Source organism: Nocardia sp. NPDC049149 (assembly GCF_043197455.1).
Taxonomy (GTDB): domain Bacteria; phylum Actinomycetota; class Actinomycetes; order Mycobacteriales; family Mycobacteriaceae; genus Nocardia.
Genome location: NZ_JBICTD010000008.1, coordinates 329117 through 355155, shown reverse-complemented (window position 1 = coordinate 355155; position 26039 = coordinate 329117). Strand labels below are relative to the sequence as shown.

General features: G+C 68.7%; 12 protein-coding genes. 2 read left to right on the top strand and 10 right to left on the bottom strand.

Going from position 1 to position 26039, the window contains the following annotated elements; genetic code table 11:
- Genes ACGFNJ_RS31325 through ACGFNJ_RS31295 form a run of 7 tightly spaced genes read right to left on the bottom strand, consistent with a single transcriptional unit; the run spans position 1 to position 20465 of the window.
- Complete coding sequence (locus ACGFNJ_RS31325; RefSeq protein WP_393456250.1) at positions 1-957, bottom strand: hypothetical protein; 957 nt, start codon at positions 955-957, stop codon at positions 1-3.
- Positions 954-2714 carry a fatty acyl-AMP ligase gene (locus tag ACGFNJ_RS31320; RefSeq protein ID WP_393456247.1) on the bottom strand — a complete coding sequence of 587 codons (1761 nt, stop codon included), beginning with the start codon at positions 2712-2714 and terminating at the stop codon, positions 954-956. The genes ACGFNJ_RS31325 and ACGFNJ_RS31320 overlap by 4 nt, the downstream gene beginning before the upstream one ends.
- Entirely contained in the window at positions 2711-8338 is a 5628-nt protein-coding gene (locus ACGFNJ_RS31315; RefSeq protein WP_393456244.1) for an amino acid adenylation domain-containing protein, read from the bottom strand. The genes ACGFNJ_RS31320 and ACGFNJ_RS31315 overlap by 4 nt, the downstream gene beginning before the upstream one ends.
- Complete coding sequence (locus tag ACGFNJ_RS31310; protein ID WP_393456241.1) at positions 8331-11315, bottom strand: type I polyketide synthase; 2985 nt, start codon at positions 11313-11315, stop codon at positions 8331-8333. Before ACGFNJ_RS31310 ends, ACGFNJ_RS31315 begins: the two co-directional genes overlap by 8 nt.
- Positions 11312-16327, bottom strand: coding sequence for a condensation domain-containing protein (locus ACGFNJ_RS31305; protein ID WP_393456238.1), 5016 nt, complete (start codon positions 16325-16327; stop codon positions 11312-11314). The genes ACGFNJ_RS31310 and ACGFNJ_RS31305 overlap by 4 nt, the downstream gene beginning before the upstream one ends.
- Positions 16311-19613: a beta-ketoacyl synthase N-terminal-like domain-containing protein gene (locus ACGFNJ_RS31300; protein WP_393456235.1), complete on the bottom strand. Its 3303-nt coding sequence runs from the start codon at positions 19611-19613 to the stop codon at positions 16311-16313. The genes ACGFNJ_RS31305 and ACGFNJ_RS31300 overlap by 17 nt, the downstream gene beginning before the upstream one ends.
- Before the next feature lie 21 nt (positions 19614-19634).
- Positions 19635-20465, bottom strand: a complete 831-nt coding sequence (locus tag ACGFNJ_RS31295) for a type II CAAX prenyl endopeptidase Rce1 family protein (protein WP_393456233.1) — start codon at positions 20463-20465, stop codon at positions 19635-19637.
- A gap of 706 nt (positions 20466-21171) precedes the next feature.
- On the opposite strand from ACGFNJ_RS31295, the gene ACGFNJ_RS31290 reads away from it, so the two are divergent.
- Positions 21172-22584, top strand: coding sequence for an MDR family MFS transporter (locus ACGFNJ_RS31290; protein WP_393456230.1), 1413 nt, complete (start codon positions 21172-21174; stop codon positions 22582-22584).
- A 39-nt stretch (positions 22585-22623) separates the two neighbouring features.
- On the opposite strand, the gene ACGFNJ_RS31285 is transcribed toward ACGFNJ_RS31290, so the two are convergent.
- The 3 genes from ACGFNJ_RS31285 to ACGFNJ_RS31275 are packed head-to-tail and all read right to left on the bottom strand — an operon-like array spanning position 22624 to position 25235.
- On the bottom strand, positions 22624-22869 hold the full coding sequence (locus ACGFNJ_RS31285; protein WP_393456227.1) for a 2Fe-2S iron-sulfur cluster-binding protein: 246 nt from the start codon (positions 22867-22869) through the stop codon (positions 22624-22626).
- Positions 22866-24212 carry an oxygenase MpaB family protein gene (locus ACGFNJ_RS31280; RefSeq protein WP_393456224.1) on the bottom strand — a complete coding sequence of 449 codons (1347 nt, stop codon included), beginning with the start codon at positions 24210-24212 and terminating at the stop codon, positions 22866-22868. The genes ACGFNJ_RS31285 and ACGFNJ_RS31280 overlap by 4 nt, the downstream gene beginning before the upstream one ends.
- A gap of 3 nt (positions 24213-24215) precedes the next feature.
- On the bottom strand, positions 24216-25235 hold the full coding sequence (locus tag ACGFNJ_RS31275; protein ID WP_393456221.1) for an oxygenase MpaB family protein: 1020 nt from the start codon (positions 25233-25235) through the stop codon (positions 24216-24218).
- A gap of 47 nt (positions 25236-25282) precedes the next feature.
- Here ACGFNJ_RS31275 and ACGFNJ_RS31270 point away from each other — a divergent pair, with 47 nt between their 5' ends.
- Positions 25283-25936 carry a TetR/AcrR family transcriptional regulator gene (locus ACGFNJ_RS31270; RefSeq protein ID WP_393456218.1) on the top strand — a complete coding sequence of 218 codons (654 nt, stop codon included), beginning with the start codon at positions 25283-25285 and terminating at the stop codon, positions 25934-25936.
- The last annotated feature ends 103 nt before the right edge of the window (positions 25937-26039 follow it).

The window sequence follows — 26039 nt, the reverse complement described above, 5'->3', positions numbered from 1 at the left end:
CTACTCTCCCTCCGGGCGGCCGTGGGCGAAAGCCAGGTGCTTGCCTTCGAATTCGGCGAGCGTCAGCAGTGTTTCGGCGATGAGCGCGGTCTGCACGGTGCCACCCGCCGCGGCGCGCATACTGGCGTGCATCAGCAGCGGCGGCAGCTTGCGCCACTGCGCCACCGCATGTTCCCAGTGCGCGCGGCCGTCGGCGTCGAGCACCGAGGCATCGTGCTCGGCCGCCCACAGCAGCAGTTCGCGCTGCCGCAACGCCTGCCAGAGATCGTCGATCTGAGTGAAATCCTCCGGCGTCGAGGCGAATTGGTAGCGGCTGGCGAGTGCGACGAGCGCGTCGGCGCCGACCAGCCGATCCGCGCGCGGCGGGTGCGGCGGCACCGCATGCGATTCGAGCCACCGGTAGGTGCGCCCGACGTGGATGTCGTCGGTACCGGCCAGCGCGGTCTCGCGCAGCAGCGCGACTGTGTCCGCCGCGCCGAGGCTGGTCGACCACTCACGCAGCTCGGCCGCCGAGGTCACCGGAATCCGTTGCCCGGTTTGCAGACCGAGCTCGGTGGTCATCGTCAGCGGATCCTCGATCTGCCAGCCGTCGATGGTCTCGACGATGGCCAACCAATGCGGCGCATGCCATTTCTGGTGGCCGTGCTGCCACGGCAGGTGGAAGATGTCGGCGAGCACCACGACCGAACCATGCGCGGCCACTTGCTCTTCGAGCGCGTTGTAGGCCGTTGCCCAGTCGTCGTCGCCGTGCACCTGCAGGCCGAGCGCGGGCAGCCGTGGCGTCGCGTCGTGCTCGAACAGCAGCAGGTCGTCTGCGGCGGGCGTCACCGCGAGCTGCGGTCCGCCCGCGAGCAGCGGCCGCCACCAGCGGGTTTCGCCGCGGGCAACCAGCGCGCTCGCCAACGCCGCGGTGAAGCAGGTCAGCTTGTCCCCGTGGGTGGACAGCGCCGTGGTCATTTCGCCCCCTGGACCCGGAGGGTGCCGTCGAGGTAGGCGGTACGCGAGGCCGAACGCTGGATCTTGCCACTCGAAGTACGTGGGATGGCGCCGGGATTGAGCAGCACCACCTCGTGCACGCCGACGTCGTGCACGGTGAAGATGGCCTCGCGCACCGCTTGCCGGAGCTCCTGCACGGTCGCCTCGTCCTTGACCCGTGCCTCGATGAGCACGACGATCTTCTCCTGCACGCCGACCTCGATGGAGAAGGCCGAGCAGCGGCCGGGCAGCACCAGCGGATGCGACTTCTCGGCGGCATCCTCCAGATCCGGCGGATAGTAGTTGCGGCCGTCGATGATGATCAGGTCCTTGAGCCGGGTGGTCGGATAGACCTCGCCCTGGTACAGGAACCCGATGTCGCCGGTGCGCAGGTAGTACTTGCCGTCGCGCGGCGAAAGTTCGCCGCGGAAGGTCTGTTCGGTCTCTTCGGGCCGGTTGAAGTACCCGGTGCAGACCGAAGGGCTGGACACCCAGATCTCGCCGAGCCGTCCCTCGGGCAGCGCGACCCGCGTTTCCGGGTCGACGATCTCGATCGTGGTGCCTGGGGCCGCCGCGCCGCCGCTGACGATGTCGGCGCCGTCCTCGGCGATGACCATCTGGCCTGCCGCGAGCGCTTCGCGATCGACCGTGACGGTCTGCACGCCGGACAGCGTGCGCCAGTTCGCGGACACCAGCAGCGTCGACTCCGCGAGGCCGTACCCCGCGATCAGCGTCGACTCCCGCAGTCCGTGATCGGCGAAGGCGGCGTGGAACTTTCGGATGGTGCTGACCCGCACCGGCTCGGCGCCGGACAAGGCGTAGCGCCAGTTGCTCAGGTCGATGCCTTCGAGCTCTTTCGGGCCGACGCGTTCGGCGCACAGCTCGTAGCCGACGTTGGGCGAGGCCGCGAAGACCTGCGCCTGGGTGTCGCTGATCGCCCGCAACCAGCGCTCGGGGCGACGCAGGAACGAGGTGGGCGCCATCTGAACCACGCCGTGCCCGTTGATGATCGGCATGATGACGCCGATCATCAGGCCCATGTCGTGGAACAGCGGCAGCCAGCTGACGAAGCCGACCTCGTCCTCGGGGGAGATCCCGACGTGATACATCATGTCGTAGGTCTGCCTGGCGTTGGACAGCAGTCCGCGGTGCGGCACCAGCACCCCGGCGGGGGTGCGGGTGGACCCGGAGGTGTACTGCAGCAACGCGATCTGTTCCCGGTCGACGAGCACCGGGGTCCAGTCGATCGCGAGCTTCTCGTCGACCTCGCCGGTGGTCACGATGAGCCGCGTCGTGTCGGTCGGCGAATTGTCCAGCCAGGCAGTCACATTGGCGAGCGCGCCGTCGGTGGTGACGATGCATGCGGGGTCGGCGTCGACGCAGACCGCGTCGATGCGGCCGTTGGAGTTGTGCGCACTCGGCGGGTACAACGGCACCGCGATGATCCCGGCGTAGAGGCAGCCGAAGAACGCCTTCACGTATTCGAGGCCGGGCGGCAGCAACAGCACCGCCCGGTCGCCCGGGTGCGCGACTTGGAGCAGGGTGGCCGCGTATGCCCGTGCCGCACGGTCGATCTCGGCGTAGGTCAGCGATTCCACGGTCGCCTGCACCGAGGTCGAGTCCGGGTAACTGAGGAAGCTGTACGCGACCTTGTTCGGCCGCTGGGTGGCCTGCGTGGTCAGCGCGCGCACCAGGGTGTCGTATTCGAGGTCACCCCCGGTCAACAGCGTTGTGGTCATACTCCGACCTCCTGTGGTGACGGTGCGGCGAGGAAGCCGACCTTGCGGAAGTAGTCCAGGTAGCGGACGAACAGGTCGCGCGAGACCGGCGGGCACGGCACCCCGGCCAGCGCGGTGACGGCGTTGTCGACGTCGAACTGGATCGACGGGGTGAGCCCGTCGTTCGCGTTCAACAGGCTCAGCACGCTGAACGAGGCCGAGCCAGCGCCCGCGGTCGCGGCGTGCGCGGCGATCGCGTCGCGCCATTCGGCGAGGGCGACCAGCCGGACCGGCCAGCCGCTCTCGCGCAGCCAGCCGATGGCGTCGGTGAAGGAGCACGGCTGCGGGTTGCGCAGGTGGTAGATGTGCGTGCCGGGCTGCGGGTTCCTGGCCAGTTCGACCATGGCCGCGCCGGTGAAGTCGGCCGGGGCCAGGTCCACCGCGAAGTCGACGTCCGGCGCGAGCCCGACCTCCTGGCTGGCCTTGACGAGCAGCCAGAAGAAGTCGCTGGTCTGGCAGGCGCCGGTGCGGCTGTCGCCGCCGATCCGGCCGAGCCGGAACACGCTGACCGGCAGGCCGCGTTCGCCTGCCTCGGTGACCAGCCGCTCGGCGACCCACTTGCTGCGCAGGTACCCCAGCGACAGCTGCGAGGGATCCCGCGCCACCGCCGCCGTGCCGACCCGGCCCTCGACCGCGTCGCCGGGGCCGAGCACATACAGCGAGGACACGAAATGCAGTGGCGCACCGCTGGTCCTGGCCAGCGTGATGAGCTCCTGGGTGCCGCCGACATTGACGGCCTCCAGCACCCGGTACGGCAGCGCGAAGTTCACGTGCGCGCCGTTGTGATAGATCGCTTCGATGGTGCGGCCGAGCAGCAGGAACTGCTTCTCGGACAACCCGAGTCGCGGCGCACCCAGATCACCGAGGACCGGGATCACCCGATCGAACGCCGCGCGCGGCAGCTCGTAGCTGTCGAACGTGGCGGCCAGCCGGGCCAGCCCCTCTTCGCGGCTGTCCGCCCGGACTAGGCAGTGCACGCGGAAGTCGGTGCGCGCCAACAGTTCGTGCAGTAAGAACGCGCCGACGAAGCCGGTAGCACCGGTCAGCAGCACGTCACCTGTTGTCGGTGCGGTGGCGTTCCACGGTCCGGCAGGCCAGGATTCGATCGCGGCGGCCACTTCGGCCTCGAGATCGATGGTCTCCTCCTCGGTGGTCTCGCCCGCGAGCAGGCCGACCACGCCGGCCACCGTCGGCCTGGCGAACAGGGAGCCGAGCGGAATGTCCTCGCCGAAGGTCTGTTTCAGCCGCAGGATCAGCTGGGCGGCCAGCAGCGAGTGGCCGCCGAGATCGAAGAAGTTGTCCTCGCGACCGACCCGCGGGATGCCGAGCACGTTCGCGAAGACGCCGGCGACCCGCTGTTCGAGCGGGGTGCGCGGCGGCTCGTACTCCAGCGTGTTGCGGCGCAGCACCGGTGCGGGCAGCGCGCGGCGGTCCAGCTTTCCGTTGGTGGTCAACGGGAATTCGTCGAGCACGAGCACGGCAGCGGGCACCATGTGCTGCGGTAGTCGCCGCGCCAGGTGGGCGCGCACGTCGACGACCAGATCGTCGCGGGCCTTGACCCGCAACGGATCCGAGACGACGAGATCGCCCGGCCATTCGACCGCGCGGGCCGGGGCACCGGGCAACGCGATGTCCCAACCGGTCGCCACCACATCGAACCGGCCGTCGGGGCGGCGCAGCGCCTCGATCCGATAGGGCACCCGCTCGGCTAGGGCCAGATAGTCTTCCGGGCTGATGCCGCCGGATCCGGCCAGTGCGGCCCGGATCTGGGCCGCACCCGCGCGGCCGCGCCGCACTTCCGCGGCCACCGCGAGCGGACCGGCCACCCTGGCGTCCAGCACATCGGTGATCACCACGGCCGCCGGACGGTCCCGCGCCAGCAGGTCGGCAAGCCGCTGCGGCGTCATCGACGCGTCGAACATCTTGGGCCGCACCGGGAGTGCCTGACCCGCGTAAAGCACGGCGTCGTACCGGAAACGCGACATCTCGTTGAGGTACGCGCCGCGCTTGAGCCGGATTCGGCTCCCGGTCAGCACCGGGCTCGCGGCGACGAAGTCCTCGAAGTACTTGGGCGAGAGCACCAATTCGGCGTCCCGATCGAGGGCGGCCCGCAGGGCGGGCGCGAGTTCACCCGCACCGGCGGTCGGGGCGTTGGTCGCCTCGACCGTCGCGTGGAACGACTCGCTGAGGGTGAGATCGCGGACGTCGCCGACGAACAGCACGCCGTTGGGGGCGAGCAGTCCCGACGCGGTCTCCAGGACCCTGGTCAGGTAGTCGGCGCTCGGGAAGTACTGCACCACCGAGTTGATCAGGACGACATCGTAGGAACCGACCAGATCGGCGGGCAGTTCGTCGGCGGCACATTGGTCCAGCCGGACGTGCGCGAGCTCGGCATTGCCTTCGACGATCTTGGTCCGCACGTTCTCGATCGCCGACGCCGAGACGTCCGTCGCGTCGTAGACCGTGCACAGCGGGGCGAGCCGGGACAGCAGCAGGCCGGTGCCGCAACCGATTTCGAGAACACGCTGGGGTGCGAGCGAACGCACCGCGGCGACGGTCGCCTCGACCCACTCCCGCATGTGCTCCTCGGGGATGGCGGCGTTGGTGTAGGAGTCGTTCCAGCCGGAGATGTCGAAGTCGGCGTCGCCCTCCCGGCCCTGCCGGTAGGTGCTGTTGAAGACGATCTGCCAGTTCGCCACCTGATCCTGTTCCGCGCCTGCGGCATCCGCGCTCGCGTCGCCCGGCGTGAAGTACCCGACCAGGGACACGCTGCCGCCGGAGTCCTTACGGGCGAGCACCACCGCCTGATCGACGCCGGGGTGCGCGGTGATCGCGGCCTCGATCTCGCCGAGTTCGATGCGGAAGCCACGCACCTTGACCTGCTGGTCGATCCGGCCGAGGTATTCGAGATCGCCGTCGGCGCGCCTGCGGGCGAGGTCACCGGTCCGGTAGACGCGGCGCCCGCCGAGCACCGGGCTCGCCGCGAACCGCTCGGCCGTCAACTCGTCGCGGTTGAGGTAGCCGCGCCCGACACCGGGCCCGGACACCAGCATCTCGCCTGCCACGCCGTCGGGCACCGGGCGACCGGCCGGGTCGACGATCAGCACACCGAGATCGGGCAGCGGGACGCCGATCAGGCTGCCCGCCGCCGACACCACGTCGGCCGCGGTCAGCTCGCGGTAGGTGACGTGCACGGTGGTCTCGGTGATGCCGTACATGTTCACCAGGCGCGCCGCGTCGCCGAAGCGGTCGAACCACGGTGCGAGCGAGGACAAGTCGAGCGCCTCACCGCCGAAGACGACCCACCGCACCGCGAGTTCGGTCTGCGGCGCGTTCTCCAGCGCGCGCAGCAGCTGAGTGAACGCCGACGGCGTCTGGCTGAGCACCGTGACCTGTTCGCGGGCAAGCAGTTCCGCGAACTCCGTGGTGGACCGGCTGACCGAGCCGGGCACCACGACGAGCCGTCCGCCGAAGAGCAGCGCGCCCCACATTTCCCAGACCGCGAAGTCGAAGGAGTACGAGTGGAACATCGTCCACACGTCCTGCGGGCCGAAGTCGTACCAGTGCGCGGTGGCCGAGAACAGGCGAACGACGTTGGCGTGCTCGATGACAACGCCCTTCGGCACGCCGGTGGACCCGGAGGTGTAGATGACGTAGCAGGGATCGTGCGGGCCTGCCTGCGCCAAGGTGCCGCCGGGCAGCGGCTCGGCCGCCTCGTCGACGAGCAACAGCTCGGGACCGGTCTCGGCGGCCGCCGAGACCAGCGAACTGTGGCTGATCACCAGCCGCGCACCGGAATCCGCGATCATGAACTCGATGCGGTCGGCCGGGTACATCGGATCCAGCGGCACGTAGGCGGCGCCGGTGCGCAGCACCGCGAGGATGGCGACGACGACATCGGCGGACCGCTCCAGGTGAATGCCGACGAACGAGCCGCGGCCGATGCCGCGCGCGTGCAGGCGTAGCGCCAACCGTTCTGCGGCGGCCGACAACTCGGCGTAGGTCATGGTGCTGTCGCCGAAGCTCAGCGCCGCCGCGTCCGGTGTCCGCGCCACCTGGGCGGCGAACAGTTCGGGCAGCGTCTGCGCGACCTCGGTGGCGGGCTGGCTCGGCAGTGCGGCGGCGATGGCGCGCTCCCGCTCGTCCGCCTGCAGGAAGTCGAGTTCCGGCAGCGCGGTGTCGGGGTCGGCGACCACCGCGGTCAGCAGGGCGACGAAGTGCCGCGCGATGGCGGCGACGGTCGGCTCGTCGTAGAGGTCGACGTCGTATTCGAAGGCGCCGACCAACTCGACGCCGACCTGGCGCATGGTCACCAGCACATCGAATTTCGTGGTGCCCGAATGCACTTCGACGTATTCGGCGCTGAGACCGGGAATCGCGAGCTCGGGCAGCGTGGTGTTCTGCAGCACCACCGCGGTGCGGAACAGCGGCGAGTGGCTCAGTTCCCGATCCGGGCGCACATGTTCGACGACGAGGTCGAACGGCGCCTCCTGGTGGTCGAACGCGTCGAAGACGACTCGCTGTTCCCTGGCGAGCAGTTCGCGGAAGGTCGGCGCGCCGGACAGGTCGGTCCGCAGTGCGAGCGCGTTGACGAAAAACCCGATGAGCGGCTCGATCTCGGGGCGGTTGCGGCCCGCGATCGGGGTGCCGACGGTGATGTCCTCGGCGCCGGTGTAATAGCGAAGCAGCGCTTTGAATCCCGCCATCAGCGCGATGAACAGGGTGGCGGGGCGGTCGTTCACCCTGGTCGCGTCGGCCAGTTTGCGCAGCCCGGCGTGCACCTCGCCCGGGATCGTGAACAGCACTCTGGCGCCACGGTTTTCCGGCTCCAGCGCGCGCGGCCGGTCCGGATGGAAGGTCACCAGCGGCGGTTCGTCGCCGAGCACGCCGCGCCAGTAGTCGAGGTCACCGTCGAACTTGTCGCGCTGTGCGAGATCCTGCAACCAGGTCGCATAGTCGGGGTACTGCAGCGGCAGCTCCGGCAGTTCTGGTTGGTGCCTGCCCGCGGTGAGGTCGGCGTAGGCCGACATCAGCTCGGAGGCGAACACGCCGAGCGACCACCCGTCGGAGATGATGTGGTGCATGGCGACCGCGAAGATCGCGTCGTCGTCGCCGAGCCGCACCAGCAGCACCTCGACCAGCAGCCCGGACAGATCGAAGACGGTCCTGCTGAACTTGTCGACCTGTGCCAGCGCGTCGGCGAGCGGCCGCTGCGGATCGAGCTGCGCCGGGGCGATCATGGTCATCGGCAGCGGCGCCACCGGGCCGACCACCTGGACCGGAACGCCGTCGCGCACTTCGATACTGGTGCGCAGCGATTCGTGCCTGGACACCACCAGCGACAGCGCGCCCTGCAGTGCCGCGATGTCGAGATGGCCGCGCAACCGCAGCGCCAGCGGCATCGTGTAGGTCGCCCGGTCCGGGAACAGCTGCTCCAGGAACCAGATTCGCTGCTGTGCCGCCGAAAGCGGTGCGGCCGCGGTCGGATCGGGACGGCGCGGGATCTTCGCCTGCGGGGTGTTACCGGCGGCCCAGCGCCGCAACAACGCGCGGCGCGATGCGCCCGTGTCGACGGATTCAGGCATTGTTGCTCCGTTCTTCGGCCGCCCCCGGCTGGTTGAGCAGGAGTTCGACCTCGCTGTCGGACAATTCGTCCAACCGCTGGATGAGATGCGCGGCGATGGTCTCGGCCATCCCCGCGACGGTCGGGCTGACGAACAGCTCGCCGAGTGCGAGTTCCAACGGGAAGATGGCGCGCAGCTGCGTCGCCACGTGCACCGCGAGCAGCGAATCGCCGCCGAGTTCGAAGAAGTTCGCGTCGTTGCCGACCTCCTCGATGCCGAGCGCCGCGCTCCACACCGCGACCACCCTGCGCCGCACCGAGGCGACGAAATCGTCCTCCTCGGCCGCCGCCGCGGTCTCGACCACCGCGGCGGCCACGCGCGGCGGGACCGGCTCGACCGCCCGCGCCGGTGCGGGCACGTACTCGGGCGGATCGACCCAGTAGCGCTTCAGCGCAAAGGGATACGTGGGCAAGCCGACCTTCGTTGGCTGCTCGCCGCCGTAGATGGCGTCGAAATCGACAGGGACACCGGACAACCAGAGCTTGCCCGCCGCCGTGACGATCTCGGTGTCGGGCGAACCCGCGCCGAGCCCCGCGCCGAGGGCGCCGACCGTCGCCGCGCCACGATCGGCGGTGCGCAGGAACGAGACCAGCGACTTGCCCGGCCCCACCTCCAGCGCGACGATCCCCGGATTCCGCGCGACCAACCCTTCGGTGGCCTCCCGGAACCGCACCGTGCTGGTCATCTGCCTGGCCCAGTACGCGGGATCCACCGCCTGCTCGGCGCTGATCGGCGCCCCGGTGACGTTCGACCAGAACGGCACCTCCGGGGCCTTGCGCGCCACCTTGCGCACCAGCTCCGCGAAGCGCGCCGCGGCCTCGTCCATCAGCGGGGTGTGGAATGCGTGCCCGACGGGCAGCAGCGAGCTCGCCACACCGTCTTCGGACAACGCACCCGCCAAGGCGAACAGCGCCGACGGTGCGCCCGCGACCACGCAGCGGTTCGCGGAGTTGTCGGCGGCGAGCCACACGTCGTCGGGCAGCCGGGTGGCGATGGCGTCCGCGCCCTTGGAGATCGCGAGCATGCCGCCGGGCGGCGCGGCGGCCATGATCCGGCCGCGCTCCACCACCAGCATCAGTGCGTCGGCCAGCTCGAAGACGCCAGCGATGGTGGCGCACACGAGCTCACCGAGGCTGTGGCCGAGCAGTTCTCGCGGTGTGACGCCGAACTCGCGCCACATCCCGGCGAGTGCGTATTCGACCGCGAACAAGGCGACCTGGGTCTGTTCGGTGCCTTCCGCGTTGCGTACCGCGGCTTCCAGGTCGAAGTCGGCACGCTGACGCAGGATTTCGGCGCAGGCGCGGAACTGGTCGCCGAACGGCCGGACCTTGGCAGCGAGCTCGAGGACGTCGGCGCCGAGCGCCACACCCTGGCCGGGGAACAGCCAGGCGAGTGCGGGTGCCGGGGCGGCCTCCCCTGCGGCAGGCTTGGCGAGGGCGGCGGCCGCAGCCGCGGTGCTGTTCGCGACGACCATCCTGCGGTGCGGGAAAGTACGTCGGCCGTGCGCCAATGTGTGTGCGACCGCCGACAATTCGAGGTCGGCGCCGTCGAGATAGGTGGCGAGCCCGGCCGCCGCTCGGTCGGCGTCGTCCGCCGTGCGGCCAGAGATCAACAGTGCACGCGGCCCCGACGACGCAGCGACGGGCGCTGCCGCCGGCGGTTGCTGCACGATCACGTGGGCGTTGGTCCCGCCGATGCCGAAGGCGCTCACGCCGGCCCTGCGCACCTCGTCCGGCCAGGTCCGCAGCTCGGTGTTGACGAAGAACGGGCTGGTGGCGAAGTCGATTTCGGGATTCGGGCGCGAGTAGTGCAGGCTCGCCGGAATGCGGCCGTCCCGCACCGCGAGCACGGCCTTGATGAACCCCGCGACACCGCCTGCGGAATTCAGGTGGCCGACATTGGATTTCACCGAGCCGAGCGCGCAGTACTGGTTCGCGTCGGTGTGCTCCCGGTAGGCCGCGCTCAATGCCGCGACCTCGATGGGGTCGCCGAGTTTGGTTCCGGTGCCGTGCGCTTCGACGTAGCCGATGGTGTCGGCGCCGATGCCCGCCGCCGACAAGGCTTCCCGGATCACCGCGCGCTGGCCCGCGATGCCTGGCGCGGTGTAGCCGATCTTGTTGGCGCCGTCGTTGTTCACTGCGGAGCCGAGGATCACGGCGTGGATGCGATCGCGATCGGCGAGCGCGTCGGTGAGGCGCTTGAGCACGACAACGCCGACACCCGAACCGAATACGGTGCCACCCGCGTCGGCGTCGAACGCACGGCAGTGGCCGTCCGGCGAGAGGATCGACCCCTCCTCGTAGAGGTAGCCCGCCTCGTGCGGCACCTGCACGCTGGCGCCGCCCGCGATCGCGATATCGCAATGGAAGTCCAGCAGCGCCTGCGCCGCCTGGTGCACGGCGACCAGCGAGGTGGAGCATGCCGTCTGCACCGCAACGCTCGGCCCGGTCAGATTCAGCTTGTAGGACACCTTGGTGGCCATGTAGTCGGAGGCGTTGCCGTGCAAGGCATGTAGCTGCGAGCTGGGCGACTGGAACAGGCTCGCGTGCCCGACCAGATTGCGCAGCAGGTAGGTGCTGATGCCGGCGCCCGCGAAAACACCGACCGGCGTCGGGTTCTCGGCCGCGATGTGGCCCGCGTCCTCGAGTGCCTCCCAGGCGCACAGCGTGAACAGCCGGTGCTGCGGGTCGGTGAGTTGCGCTTCGCGCGGGGTCATCTCGAAGAACTCCGCGTCGAACTGGTCCGCGTCCGACAGCAGCGCACCGGCGTGCACATAGCCTGCGGGCGGGTCGGCGGGCATGGCCTCCTGCGCGAGCGGCCGGATCGATTCCCGGCCCGCGCACAGGTTGCGCCAGTAGTCCTCGACCGTGCTCGCGTCGGGGAAGCGGCAGGCCATGCCGATCACCGCGACCCGGAAGTCGTTGTCGTCGTGCGTCATCGCTGGCTCCCCACACTGTCCGGCACGGTCCCGGTCGCCTGGCGGTGGGCGCGCCGTCGCGCCGCGGCCGCTCGGCGGTCCTGACCGCGATCCACGTCCTCCTGCGGCGCGGTCCTGCCCTCCAACGCCTTGGCCAGGCCGTCGACCGTCGGCGCGGCGAACAGATCCGTCATCGCCAGCGGCACGCCGAGCCTGCGTTCGAGCAGACCGCGCACCCTGGCCACCGCGAGCGAGTGCCCGCCGAGATCGAAGAAGTTCTGCCCGAGTCCGATTTCCCGGTCGAGCACCTCGGCCCACACCTCGGCGACGAGGCGCTCCATGTCGGTGGCCGGCGGCGTGAACACCGGCGGCGCGGCCGGGGCGATCTTCGGCAGCTTCGCGCGGTCGAGCTTGCCGGTGAGGCCGCGCGGCAAGGTGTCGAGCACCATGTAGGCCGACGGAATCATGTAGTCGGGCAAACGAGTACGCAGGAAGGCCGACAGCTCCAGGTAGTCCGGCTCCAACGGGCCGTCCTGGGTCACATAGGCGACCAGCCTCGGCACCTCGGCATCGGCATCGAGCACGACGGCGGCCTCGCCGACGGTCGAGTGCGCGCGCAGGAAGGTCTCCGCCTCCCCCGGCTCCACCCGGTGGCCGCGGATCTTGACCTGCCGGTCCTTGCGGCCGACGAAGACCAACCGCCCGTCGGGCAGTCGCCGCGCGAGATCGCCGGTCCGATACTGCGGAACGCCGTCCGGACCGGTGCCGAACACCTTCTCGGTGAGTTCGGGGCGGTGCCAGTAGCCGAGTGCGACGTACTGGCTGCGCAGCGCGAGCTCACCGTAAACCTCGGTGGCACGGCCGTTTCCGTCGATGAGCTCGACGTCGACGCCCTCGACCGGATAGCCGATGGGCACGCCGGCGCGGTCCGCGTCCTCGGGGGTGACGATGTGCTGCAACGCCACCGAGCATTCGGACGGGCCGTAGAGGCTCACCAGCGTGCAGCCCGGCGCGAAGTGCTTGCCGAAGTCGGCGACGTCGCCGCGCACCACTTCCTCGCCGCCGAGCGCGATCAGCCGCAACGCCGCGGGCACCCACGGGCTATCGGTGTCGCTGAGCAGATAGCGGAAGACCGTTGGCGTGCAGTGCAACACGGTCACGCCCGCGCGCTCGATCTCCGCGCGCAGCTCGGCGGGCCCGAACAGGTGCGGATCGACCACATAGAGTTCGGCGCCGGCGACGGCAGCGCCGAACGAGTTCAGCACGCCCGCGTCGAAGGTGTAGCGGGCGGGCGCCGCGACGACGTCGTCGGGGCCGATGCGCAGCCGCCGCGCGTAGGTCACCGCGTGCGCCAGCGCATTGCCTCGGCTCTGTGCCACGCCCTTCGGCCGACCGGTCGAGCCCGACGTGTGCAGGATGTAAGCGAAATCGTCCGAGCTGATATGGGATTTCGACCAGGTGGACAGATCGTTGGTCGGCACCGTGCTCAGCGCGGGATCCGGATGGTCGCTCCGCCCGGCCACGGTGAAGACGTGCGCGCCACCCGCGATCGAACGGGCCAGCTCCGCGAGCGACGGATCGCACAGCAGCGCAGACACATCGGCTTCCGCCAGGATCTCGAGCAGCCGCGCCTGCGGTGCCCGCGGATCCAGCGGGACGTAGGCGACACCGGCGCGCAGCGCCGCCCATACCGCGACGAAACTCTCCGGAGTGTGCTCGTAGAGCAGCGCGACCCGGCTGCCGTCAAGGCCCGCACCGATCAGCTGCTTGGCGATGACGGTGCTGAGCAGGTCGAGCTCGGCGAAGCTCGTCGTCCGGTCGCCGGTGCGCAATGCCGGTGCGCTGCTGCGCAGTTCGATCACGGCGTCGAGCCGGTCGATCAAGCGCTCACCCGACTCCGCCAGCGGCACCACCGGATAGCCCGGCAGGTCCCACTGTGGCTGCGCCGCACGCTCTTCCGGGTCCTCCAGGCGCACCGCGCCGACGAGCTGGTCCGGGTTCGCCACGATGCTGGCCAGCGCGCCCGCGTAATGCCGCAGTGCCCGAGTCGCTGTCGGCTCGTCGTAGAGATCGGCGCTGTATTCCAGCGTCAGCTTGGTCGGGCCGTCGGTCTCGTCGACGGTGAGATCGAAGTCCATCTTCGCCGTCGTCCGCGGCGCGTCCACCAATTCGACGTCCAGGCCTGCCATATCCAGCGACGGCGGCGGTGTGTTCAGGTAGTTGAACATGACCTGGGCCAGCGGCGTGCGGCTCATGTCCCTGGTCGGCACCAGCGCCTCGATCACCTTCTCGAACGGGCAGTCCTGGTTGGCGTGTGCCGAAAGCACCGTCTGCCCGACCCTGGCCACCAGAGCCGTGAAGGTCTCCTCGGTGTCGACCTCGGTGCGCAGGGCCATGGTGTTCAAGAAGCAGCCGACGAGCGGCTCGATCGCCGAGCGGGTGCGGCCCGCGATCGGCGAGGCGACGATCAGATCCTGTTGGCGCGTATACCGATTCAGCATCGTGTAGAAGGCGGCGAGCAGCACCGCGAAGGTGGTGACGCCGCTGCGCGCCGCGAGGGCACGCACCTCGGTCATCACCTGCGGGTCGACCGCGAGTCGCACCACCGCGCCGCGCGAGGTGCGGCGGGCGGGGCGTGGCCGGTCGCCGGGGATTTCGGTGACCGTCGGATCCGCGAGCTCGGTGCGCCAGAAGTTCAGCTGCCCGTCGAGCCCGGCGGCGTTGCCGCGCTGCCAGCCCGCGTAGTCCGCGTACTGCACGGCCAACGGCGGCAGCGTAGCCGCCACGCCGGCGATGCGGGCCCGGTAGTGCGCCGAAACCTCTTGGCTCAGTACCGCGACGGACCAGCCATCGCACACGATGTGATGCAGCGCGAGCGCGAGCAGGTAGTCGTTCGGCCCCGTCTTGATCAGGTGATACCGCCACACCGGGCCCTCGGCGAGATCGAACGGCGCGCGGTACACGCTCGCCGCCACCTCGTCCTCGGCCGCGCCGCGCTGGTCGGCGGGCACCGCGCTGAGGTCGGTAACCTCGAGCGGGCGGGCCGCGTAGGGCCGGATGACCTGACGCAGCTGCCCGTCCTCGGTGGTCCGGTACACGCTGCGCAGCACCTCGTGCCGCTGTTCGACTTGCGCCAGTGCGTATTCCAGCGCGGCGACGTCGAGCTCGCCGTGCAGCCTGAGCCCGCCGGGCATAATGTAGGTCGCGTTGCCGGGATCGAGGGTCTCCAGGAACCAGAGTCGTTCCTGGGCATAGGACACCGCGAGCAGCTCACCGTCGGTGCGCGGCAGCGCCTGCAACGGCGGCAGCGAATCCTGTTCCGTCGCAGCGGCTTCGATCAGCCGCGCGGCCGTCACGATGGTCGGGCTCTCGAACAGCTCGCGCAGCGAGATGCTGACGCCGAACTCGTCCATGATCTGCGAGATCACCCTGGTCGCCGCCAGCGAGGTGCCGCCGAGAAGGAAGAAGTCGTCGTTGCGGCCGATCTCGGTGCGCTCCAACGCCGTTGCCCACAGTGCGGCCAGACGGATCTCCCGGTCGCCGATGGGCGCCTCGAAGGCGACCTCGTCCGGCTCCGCCGCGTCCTCGTCGAAACCCGGACTGTCCACGACGTATTCGCGCACCGGAAGGGCGGACAGCAGCTCGTCCACCTTGGTCGTCGGCGCCGCGGCCGCGGCGGCGGCGACCGTGCGGAAATCGTCCGCCAGGTCGGCGGCGGCAGTCGCGTCGAGCAGCGCCGTGTTGTAGGTCAGATGGCAGACGAGCTCGCCGCCCGTCTCCGCGACATGCATGACCAGGTCGTAGAGCGTGGTGCCGGTGTCGATGGTCTGCCAGTCGACGGTCAACTCCCACTGGCTCAGATCGGGGCGCTCGAGCACCTGCTGCACGAACAAGGTCTGGAATACCGGGCTGAAGGCCGGGTTCCACGGTCCGCCGATCGCCTCGACCACGCGCTCGAACGGGACGGTCTCGTCGTCGTAGGCGGCCATCGCGGTATCGCGGGTCGTGTGCAGCAGCTCGAGGAACGTCTGTCCGGCCGCGAGATCCGCCCGCACCGGCACCGTGTTCACGAAATGCCCGATGGTCTTGGCCAGCTCGCCGTATGGCCTGGCCGCCATCGGAATACCGATGCAGAAATCGTGCTGCCCGGAGCGGTGCGCCAAAATCAGTTCGTAGCAAGCCAAGAGAAAGACGAACGGCGGAATACCGTTGGCCGCCGCGCTCGCCCGAACCGCGTCGGCCAGCTCGCGCGGGAACGCGCTCTCGATGCGGGCGCCGTTGTTGCCGACCCGGCGCGGGCGCCTGCCGATCGCCAGATCCAGCGGCGGCGCACCGCGCAGCAGCGCTGCCCGCCGCTCGACCGCGGCCGCCTGCGTTGCGGGAGCGCCATGTTCGGCGCTCCACACCGCGTAGTCCGCGTACTGACGCGGCGGCACCGGCAGCAGCGACTCCTCGCCACTGCGGACGGCGCCGTACGCCGCCCACAGCTGGTCGAAGAGCAGCGCGATCGACAGTCCGTCCAGCACCAGGTGGTGCGCGACGACCGCAAGGATCCATTCCTGCTCGGCGAGCCGGATCAGCGCCCATCGCACCGGCGGCCGTTCGGCCAGCTCGAACGGCGCCGTCGCCAGCGATTCGAGCAGCTGATCGACCGCGCCCGCCCGTGCCTTCGTTGGCACCAGCCGCAGATCCGGTGTCTGCCAGTCGGCGCCGCCGGTCTCGACGACCTCGGCCCGCAGACCCTCCGGCGTTTCGGCGAAGACCGTGCGCAGCGCGTGCTGCTGTGTGGTGACGGCGTCGGCCGCCATCCGCAATGCCGCCTGATCCAGCGGACCGGTGATCCGGATGCCGAGCGGCACATGGTAAATCGCGGCGCGATCGGCCAATTGCTCGTGCAGCCAGATGCCGCGCTGGGCGGGGGTCGTCGGGAACGGGCCCGCGCCTTCCCGCAACGGCACCGTCGTCGTGGAGATCCCGGCGGCCCTGCGTTCCCGCAGCCGTGCCAGGGCAAGACTGCTAGCTGGTGAGTTCATGTGCGCTCTCCAAAAGGGCCGCGTCCGCCTGCTCGATCATGAGCGCCTCCAGCACCGTCGCCACCTGCGCGACAGTCGGCTCCTGCAGCATGAGCCGGAGGGCGAACTCGATCTCGAACAGTTCCCGGAGTCTGCGGACGAACTGGGTAGCGGCCAGCGAATGCCCGCCGATACGGAAGAAGTTCTCGAAAACGCCGACCTGCTCCAGACCGAGCAGCTCCGCCCACATCTCGGCGACGACCTGCTCGTACTCGGTGCGTGGCGCGACGTAATCCACATCGGCGGTGAACAATTCGGTCGACGCGCGCGCCACCGGCGCGGCGGTGACGTGCGGCGCGCCGTCGATGACCCGATACGACTTGCGGTCGTACGGGTACAGCGGCAGTCGCGCCTGCGGGCGCTGCACCGTGTCGACACCGGACCAGCGCACCTCGTGGCCGCGCACGTGCAGCTCGCCGAGTGCCGCGAGCATCACCGAGAGGTCGTCGACATCGCGGACCAGTGAGGGCACCGCGACACCGGCGCGATCATGGTGGCGCAGCAGGCTTTTCAGCATCCCGTTGAGCGCGGGATGCGGGCCGACCTCGACGAACGCGCTGATGTTCGCGTCGATCATGGTGCCGACGGCCTCGGCGAACAGCACGGGGCGAACGACCTGATCGGTCCAGTAGAGACCGTTCAGGTGGGCGCCGTCGATGCGCCCGCCGGTCACCGTCGAGTAGAACGGGATGCTGCCCTCCTCGGGCTGGATGCACGGCATGTCGGCCGCGAACTCCGGCAGGCAGTCCCGCATCAGCGGCGAATGGAAGGCATAGCGGCCGGGCAGGCGGCGGGTCATGACCTGCTCGCTGTCCAGCTTGGCGAGCAAGGCATCCACCGCGCCGGTGTTGCCCGAGACCAGCGTCCACTTCGGGCCGTTGCTGCCCGCGAGGTAAACGCGTTGCGGCAGTTCGAGTTCCGCGGCTGGCACGTTGACGACGGCCATGCAGCCGTTGTCGCGCAGCCGCGCGGTCGCCTTGGCCCGTGTCGCGATCAGCTGCGCCGCGGTGCGCAGGTCGATCGCGCCGCAGACATGCGCGGCCGCGACCTCGCCGACGCTGTGGCCGACCACGGCCGACGGGACGATGCCCCACGACTGCCACAGCTTCGCGAGTGCGACCTGCAGCGCGAACAGCACCGGTTGGGCGGTGCCGGTGTCGGCCAGCGCCTCGGCATCGCGGCCGCGGTCGAGCACGGCGAAGGTCGACCAGCCGAGTGCGATGCGCAGCTCCCTGTCCACCGCGAGCAGCGCGTCACGGAAGATCGGCTGGTGCCGAATCAGCTTGCGGCCCATGCCGACCCACTGATTGCCCTGTCCGGTGAAGACGAACGCCACCTTGCCTGCACCGCTGCGCGGCACCCGGCCCGCCGCGGCGCCGAGCGGCAGCGAGCCGCCGGAGATCGCGGTGAGCTGCTCGGCGAGGTCCTCGTGCGTGCGGGCCGCGACGGCCACCCGGTACGGGTGCTGGGCCCGGCGCGCACTGGAGGTCTGCGCGAGTTCGGCGATCGGCGCCGCCGAGCCTGCGCGGAGCATGTCCACCCAACTGTCGACCAGTGCCAGCGTCGACTGCTCGTTGCGGCCGGAAATCGTGACCAGATAAGGCTTTTCGACCTGTGTTGCGGCCGAGGCCGGCACCGCGGCACCCGCGACGCCGGTGAGCACGGCGTGCGCGTTGGTGCCGCCGAAGCCGAACGAGCTCACCCCGGCCAGCCTGCGGCCCGAATGATCCGGCCACGGCTGGTTCGCGGTGGGCACGCCGAACGGCAACTCGTCGAAAGCGATGTGCTGGCTCGGCCATTCGAAGTTCAAGTTGGCAGGCACCTGCCGGTGATGCAGCGCCAGCGCGGTTTTCACCACACCGGTGAGGCCTGCGGCGGCCTCGAGGTGACCGACGACCGTCTTGGCCGAGCCGACCAGGAACTTGTCGTCGGCGGCGCGGTTCTCGGCGAAGACGGTGCCGAGCGCCCGCGCCTCGATGGCGTCGCCGAGGATGGTTCCGGTGCCGTGCGCCTCGATGTATTGCACGTCAGCGGGATTCACCCCGGCCCGCCGGTAGGCCCGGCGCAGCACGTCGACCTGCGACTGATAGCTGGGCGCGGTCAGGCCGTTGGTGCGACCGTCCTGATTGACGGCCGAGCCGAGCAGCACCGCGTACACGCGGTCGCCGTCCTTCTCCGCCTGGGCAAGCGGCTTCAACACCACCGCCGCGCTGCCCTCACCGCGGACGTAGCCGTCGGCACGATCGTCGAAGGTCTTGCAGCGCCCGTCGGTCGCCATCATGCCCGCGCCGGCCAGCGCCTCGGTGACCCGCGGATCGAGGGTCAGGTTGACCCCGCCGACCACCGCGATCTCGCAGTCGCCGTCGTGCAGGCTGCGCAGCGCCAGGTGCAGCGCGACCAACGACGACGAGCACGCGGTGTCCACGCTGACGCTCGGGCCGCGCAGATCGTAGAGGTAGGACAGCCGGTTTGCCGCGATGCTGCTGGCGTTGCCGGTGACCGCCGCGATCGGCATGCCCGACGCCGCGGCATCGCCCATGCCACGGGCGTAGTCGCCCGCGGTGATGCCGACGAATGCGCCGGTCGCGGTCCCGGCCAGGCGCTCGACCGGAACGCCCGCGTCCTCGAACGCGTCTGCGACGGTCTCCGCGAGCAAGCGGTGCTGCGGATCCATGGCCGCGGCCTCGCCATCGGCGATGCCGAAGTAGTTCGCGTCGAACGCGTACGGGTCGTCGAGGAAGGAACCGAACCAGGCGCGCTTCTCTTTTTCCGCGCGCTGTTCGCCCGTCGGCGGCCAGTCGTGCCGGTCCTGCGGCGCTTCGCCGACCAGTTCCCGTCCGTGCCACAACGTTTCCCACAGTTGCGCCGGCCCGCGCAGCGCGCCGTACGCGCAGCCGATGCCGATGATCGCCACCGGTTCCTGCGTGGTCGTGATCCGCGCAGGGAGTAGCTCGACGTCAGGCTCGACGTTCGCCGCCGCGGGTTCCTGGCGGTCCTGCACCGCGGCCAGGCCCTCGGCGAGCGCGTGCACGGTCGGATATTCCCACGGCAGATCCGGCGGCAGCGGTTTACCGATATAGGTCGAAATCTTGCCGACGAAGACCAGGGCCACCGCCGAGGTGAGCCCGAAACTCGAAAAGGGTTCACCGACAGCCACGTCGTCCGTGGCAATGTCCAATAACTCGCTTAGCGTTTCCGTGAGAAACAAACTGATCTCGTCGGCCGTCCGACGGGCAATCTCAGACATCTAGCACTTTCCCTACTACCTCTAAACAGAAGTACGCGACTCCACTGAAGTTTCAGAATTGTCCGCGACGGCGGGGACAATCTGGTCTGCCAAGGTTTTCCCTGGAATTTCGGACAATCCACGCTCGGCCAGGTTCTGGCGAGCCTGGGCCAGCGGGAATGCGAGAACGCGCAGGTCGTGGAATAGCTTGACCGCGATGGTCGGCCAGATCGCGCCGGTCAGTTTGTACATCAGCGCGAGCGCGACACCACCGAAAATGACCTGCGCGGACACGGCGGGACGGAACCCGTGCCGCAGCCCATCGATGACGCCACCGGCAACGATGATCAGGACCCAGAAGGGTGTGTCCGGCCAGAGCAGCGCCACCGCGTAGATGGTGAAGCCGCGGTAGACGACCTCCTCCGCGGGCGTGCTGAAGGAGTTCGCGAGCCACCAGAACCGCTCGATCGAGTTCTCCGGGGTGATGAAGACGACGTACTCGATCTTCTTGGCGATCCAGTCCTTGCCCTTGCGCCCGCCGAACAGCGGAATCAGCACGGGGCCAAAGAGATACGAGACGTAGACGGCGATGATGGCGAGGCTGATGATCTTCTCGGCGAGGGAGAGGCCGCGGAAGATCGAGAAGTCGAAGTGGGTCAGCCCGAGCTCGTGCACCGAGGTGCCGCTGACGACGAACGCGACGAGGATGACGGCCAGTGTCGCCCAGGTCCGGAAGACGCCGCCCTGGTACAGGCGGGTGCGCGCATCGGGCCGTTCGCCGAATTCTCTCGTGAAAAGGCGGACCGAAAATATCTCGAAGAATGGTTCCGCGAAGACGAGATAGACGAGGAGGATTATGCAGAAGATTTCCATCGGGAGGCCCCGTTCAACTTACTGTCTGGTCGAATCTTTACGATTTCATCGGATTGGGGTCGTCCACGCCCTCACACAAGGACAACTAATTACTGACAGGCACAGAGGATGCTCGCTCTGATTCCGGCAACCGCTCGAGCGTTAACATCACCTACCTGTGAAGTCGTCCTGAACACACCGCAGGACAGTACAACTGCACCGAGAGAACTGTCTACAGCTTCCACCTGGAAGCGTCTGTGAGCTCGACCACCGGCGCTATACGGAGTAAATGTCTCCGGATGCAGCACGGTGGTAACGTCCGATTCGTGCCGATTTTTGTCCGGTTACGACGCGATCGACCAGCCTCGTTAACAATCCACCGTGCGGCATTCAACCAGTGGAAACATTCGGCATCAAATCAGTGCAACAACACGTAACGTCAAATTGGTAGCTATATGTTTGCTGAAAGCGTGCGGGGGTCTAACTAAGTGTGTACCACTGCCCAACACTCGTCCCGGCCCGAGTGAGACCGGGGCCACATTCTGAAGGGTTGCTGTTCAGCTCAGCCTCCCGGCAACCCCGCGCGTCCCCGCCCGGTCGGCAGGCGGCCGACGCCGGTAAACCACCGCGCCACAGTCCCAGCCACGAAAATATTCCATGCGGGAATAGCTCGAAACGCGATACGTTTCCTCGTAATGGTTAGGCGAACAAACGAAAGGGGTCTCGCGTGTCGACCGAGACAGTGACAGCATCGGTCGGCCTTCGCTCAGAACGAGGTGCGGTACTCGGCGCATTGATGCTGACGACGTTCCTGGTCGCGCTCGATTCCACGATCATCGCCACCGCGGTGCTGACCATCACCAGCAATCTCGGCGGGTTCGCCCAGTTCCCCTGGCTGTTCTCGATCTACCTGCTCGCCCAGGCGGTCACCGTGCCGATCTACGGCAAGCTCGCCGACACGATCGGCCGCAAGCCGGTGATCCTGCTCGGCATCGCGATGTTCGCGCTCGGCTCGCTGCTGTGCGGGCTCGCGACCAGCATGCTCGGGCTGATCATCTTCCGCGCGGTGCAGGGCATCGGCGCAGGCGCGATCCTGCCGATGACGATGACCATCGCCGCCGACCTCTACACGCTGGCCGAGCGGGCCAAGGCCCAGGGCTATCTGGCCAGCGTGTGGGCGCTCTCGGCGGTGAGCGGGCCGCTGCTCGGCGGCGTCTTCGCCGACTACCTCAGCTGGCGCTGGATCTTCTTGATCAACCTGCCGCTTGCCGCGCTGGCCGGCTGGACGATGGTGCGCAGCTTCACCGAGAGCGCACCGCGCCGCAAGCAACAGGTGGACTACCTGGGTGCCGCGTTGCTGACAGTCGGTGCCGGTGCGCTGATCCTCGGGCTGCTCGAAGGCGGGCAGGCGTGGGCGTGGGACTCCCCCGTGAGCATCGGCATCTTCGTGGGCGGTGCGGTATTGCTCGTGCTGTTCGGGCTCGTGGAGCACCGGGCGGCGAACCCGATCCTGCCGCTGTGGGTGCTGACCAGGCGGGTGCTCGTCGCCAGCAGCGTGACCTCGGTGCTCGTCGGCGCCATCCTGCTCGGATTGACCTCCTACATCCCGACTTTCACGCAGGGGGTGCTCGGCACCGGCGCGCTCGTCGCCGGGCTCACCCTCGGCGCGCTCACCATCGGCTGGCCGATCTCCGCGTCGCTGGCCGGAAAGGTGTACCTGCGCATCGGTTTCCGGGCGACCGCACTCATCGGCAGCGTGCTTGCCACGGTCGGCGCGGCGACCACCCTGCTGATCACCGAGGATTCGACGCTGTGGCAGGTCGCCGCCTCGTGCTTCCTGATGGGCGCGGGCATGGGCCTGGTCGCGTCGCCGACACTCATCGCGGCGCAGGCGAGCGCGGAATGGTCCGAGCGGGGCGTGGTCACCTCAGCCAACCTGTTCGCCAGGTCCATCGGCAGCGCGGTCGGCGTCGCGGTGTTCGGCGCGATCGTGAACGCGCGGGTCGGCGACACCGATCATCCGGCGCCGTCCACCCTGGCCTCGGCGGTGCACCTGGTCTTCGTCGTGATGGTGGCGATGGCGGTGGTGATGCTGATCGCCTCGGCGTGCATGCCTGGGCGCAAGACCGTCACCAGCTGACGGAATATTGCCGCTCGGTGATCTCGGCGCTCGTTCGAGTCAGAGGTCGAGAACCAAGCGGGTGAGTGAGCCGGGGGCGGTGATGCAGAGACGAAGTGGGCCTGGGGAATTGGCGCCAGGGGTGGCGGACAGTGCGAACGTTTCGCAGGTGCCGCAGATGCCCGCCCGGCACATCGAGTCGACAGGGACGCCGTCGTCCTCCAACGCCTCGAGGACGGTCAGCGCCGGCGGCACCGTGATGGTGCGGCCCGAACGGCGCAGCTCGACGACGAGCGGCGGAATCATCGGACCGGGCAGCGGGCGAGCCCCGCGGCCGAATTGTCGTGCTGGTCGTACGGGGTGCCGTAGATGCCGACACGGGCCGCCATCAGCTTGGCCACCTTGGTGTTTCGGCGCCAGACCGGGTCGTCGGCGGCCGCGCGCCGGATCCGCCGCTGCCTGGCGCCGGGCAGTGCGTCGTCGAGTGCGCGCAGCCGGACGTCGAGGGACGCGGCGACACCCGTCAGTGCCGACCACGGTTGCACCGGCACCGCATGCAGCGGAGTGCTTTTGACCAGTTCGCGGACGAGTGCCTCGCTGCTGAAATACGCAAGCACGCCGAGCAACGGAGCTGTCGCCTGCACCTTCAGCCGATCGATCAGACTGGCCCCCTTGGCAAGTCGGTGCGTGGCCGCGCCCGCCATGGTTGCGGTCCACTCCGGCGCCACCCCCGCGGTCGCGACCATATAGTCCGACATCTCCATGCCTTCGAGGGCCGAGCGCGGGATGAGCTCATCGGCGACACCGAAGACGTAGGCAATGTAGGCCCAGTAGTGCATCACCGCATCCAGTTGGGCCACAGTGCATGTGCGGCCGTGTACGTGGTCGAAACACATCGGGGACAGGCCGAAGGTCACCGCGGCGCCCATCATCGTGCTGTTCGAGATCGGGTTGCCGTGCGCGGCGAAATGCTCGACACCCCAGGCGCGCTGCAGGCCGGCCCGGACCTGGGCGTGCATGAGTCGCACGCGCACCGTGTCTTTGAAGACCGGCGACCAGCGGTCCATGCCGCCGCGGACGGTCACGTTGCGGAACCAGGTCGAGGTCTCCAGGTTGCGCCGATAGGGATCGTTGACGAACCGGCCGGTGGCACCGGTCGCGGACGCGACCTCCGCGCCGACGAACGTGCCCATGAAGTCCTGCACGCCCATCGCGAGTTTGCCCGAGGTCGACACGTTGATCCACAGCTTGCGGCCGTACTCCCACAGGTCGGGGTCGTACCAGTCCGGCGGGTTGTCGAGCGTGGCGAACAGTGCGACCAGTTCCGGTGGTGGGTCGTCCAGTGCGTCGATGCCGTGGTCGAGTGCCTGATCGAGCAGACGCCTGCCTTCGGCGGTGCCGATCCGCCGGAAGGCCGCGACGAGCTGATCCATCGACTCGTCGCCCTGCCACAGGTGGTCGGCCATCAGACGGGTGCGCGGTGTCTCGACCGGGACCGGACGCACCTCCAGCCACGGTGACAGGATCGATTTCCTTGGCTCGAACCACAATTCGGAGGCGACCGCGCGCGGCGGCGCGGGCCGCAGGATCATGCCAGGCCGATAGTAATAGTCGAACGGATGCGCTGCGGCGGTGTTCATGTCCAGCATCGGTCAAAATCCTGTCAGTTGCCGGAATTTCGTGGCGGCGGTCGAGCCGTGGTCGGCGTGCACCGGGCAGTAGTGTTTCGGGTCGGCGCGGTGTTCGGCTGCGGGCCAGAGCAATTCGGGCGCTTCCGGCGGCGGCAATGTCGCAGGACGCAGTCCGCGTTCGCGGCGGCGCCCGGCCCGGATGCGGGGGAAAAAGTAGCGGATCTCGTCCGGTGTCACCCGATTCATGGTGGTGAACAGCGCGCACCAGCGGTCGAACCAGAACTGATCCCGTACGGTCCAGGTGAAGCCCATCGTGCGCCGGATCGCCGGGTCACACAGCCCGGCGGTGAGGAACTGGTAGAACCGCGCGCCCAGCGGCCGAACCATCCGCTCCCACAGTGGTTTCGGCAGTAGGTCGAGCACCGGGAACGGCGGCACCGGCACGCTCTCGGCCAGCCGGTATATCTCCCACGCCGCCGGAGTCGCCTCCAAAACGTTCTCGCACATGTCATTCCAGTAGACCTGGAACTCGGCCCAGCTCTTCGGGACCACGCGCATGCTCATGCCGTACATCTCGTACCACTGGTATTGCTCGCGCCACAGCTGTTCGCGCTGCGCCGGTGTGAGGCCGCCCATGAACAGTTCGCCCGAGCGCAGTGTCTGGACGAAGAAGACCGCGTGCGCCCAATAGAAGGTGCCGGGATCAAGCGCGTGATAGCGCCTCCCCCGCTCGTCGATGCCCTTGATCGTGCGGTGGTAGTCGACGATCTCGCGGGCGGTCTGCCGCGCCCTCGGGCCGTCGAAGACCACGCCGACAATCGGATACGCCGACCGGAACACCCGCTGATAGAACTCGTCCTTGATCTCGGAGTGGTACTGGACTCCCGCGCCGAGGCCGGGATGCATGTTCTGGACCATGCCGAGGAAGAGTCCGCTCGGTGCGAAGTACAACGAGCCGAAGATCTTCCAGGTCAGCGAGTCCGGTCCGAGTGGCACGGGCGCATCTTGGCTCTCGTGCACCACGTCATTGTGTGCAACCATGCATTGATGCTGACACGACTATTTACTCGCATTCAATTCGTCTTCTGATGCCGCCGAAGACTCGCAAAACGCCGCAGCAGGAGCGTTCTCGCGCCATGGTGGCGCGCATTGTCGACGCGGGCCAAGCCGTGCTCATCGCGCACGGATACGACGGTGCGTCCACCAATCGGATCGCCAAGGCCGCGGGCATCAGCCCCGGCTCGCTGTACCAATACTTCCCGGACAAAGACGCCATCGTCGCCGCGGTCATCGACCGCTACAACCGGGAAGTAGCGAGCACCGTGTATGCCAGCGCGCTCACCAATCTCCGCGAGCCACCCGAAATCGCCATCCCGACAACGATTTCCGCACTGCTCGACGCCCTGGGCAGTCATCCGGCACTCTTGCGTGCGGTCATCGAGCAGACACCGCGACTCAGCGGCGACAACACCGTCTTCGCCTTCGAACAGCAGGTCGGCGAGCTGGCTCGCGTCGCGCTGACCATGCACCAGGATTCGCTCCCCGCCGACGTCGACTTCGAATCAGCCTCCTGGCTGCTGGTCCGCGCGGTCGAACACCTCGCCATCCGCTACATCCTCGACCAGCCGCCGACCTCCCGCGAACGCTTCCTAGCCGACATCACCCGCCTCATCGTCAACTACTTCCAGCCCCTGCCAGCGAAAACCCCTGATCAGGGCCGTTCACGAGCAAAACGCGAGTAGTCGATCACGATCGACCTGCCGAAGCAGTCGACCGCAATGGCAGCGACATCCCGCGGGCCTGACGGGACCAACACCTACACGCTCACCTACAGTTTCGGCAGGT

Excerpts from the sequence above, each read along its gene's own strand:
- ACGFNJ_RS31295 (WP_393456233.1), bottom strand. The coding sequence starts at position 20,465 with ATGGAAATCTTCTGCATAATCCTCCTCGTCTATCTCGTCTTCGCGGAA.
- ACGFNJ_RS31325 (WP_393456250.1), bottom strand. The coding sequence starts at position 957 with ATGACCACGGCGCTGTCCACCCACGGGGACAAGCTGACCTGCTTCACC.
- ACGFNJ_RS31310 (WP_393456241.1), bottom strand. The coding sequence starts at position 11,315 with ATGACGCACGACGACAACGACTTCCGGGTCGCGGTGATCGGCATGGCC.
- ACGFNJ_RS31320 (WP_393456247.1), bottom strand. The coding sequence starts at position 2,714 with ATGACCACAACGCTGTTGACCGGGGGTGACCTCGAATACGACACCCTG.
- ACGFNJ_RS31305 (WP_393456238.1), bottom strand. The coding sequence starts at position 16,327 with ATGAACTCACCAGCTAGCAGTCTTGCCCTGGCACGGCTGCGGGAACGC.
- ACGFNJ_RS31280 (WP_393456224.1), bottom strand. The coding sequence starts at position 24,212 with ATGCTGGACATGAACACCGCCGCAGCGCATCCGTTCGACTATTACTAT.
- ACGFNJ_RS31300 (WP_393456235.1), bottom strand. The coding sequence starts at position 19,613 with ATGTCTGAGATTGCCCGTCGGACGGCCGACGAGATCAGTTTGTTTCTC.
- ACGFNJ_RS31285 (WP_393456227.1), bottom strand. The coding sequence starts at position 22,869 with ATGATTCCGCCGCTCGTCGTCGAGCTGCGCCGTTCGGGCCGCACCATC.
- ACGFNJ_RS31275 (WP_393456221.1), bottom strand. The coding sequence starts at position 25,235 with ATGGTTGCACACAATGACGTGGTGCACGAGAGCCAAGATGCGCCCGTG.
- ACGFNJ_RS31315 (WP_393456244.1), bottom strand. The coding sequence starts at position 8,338 with ATGCCTGAATCCGTCGACACGGGCGCATCGCGCCGCGCGTTGTTGCGG.
- ACGFNJ_RS31270 (WP_393456218.1), top strand. The coding sequence starts at position 25,283 with ATGCCGCCGAAGACTCGCAAAACGCCGCAGCAGGAGCGTTCTCGCGCC.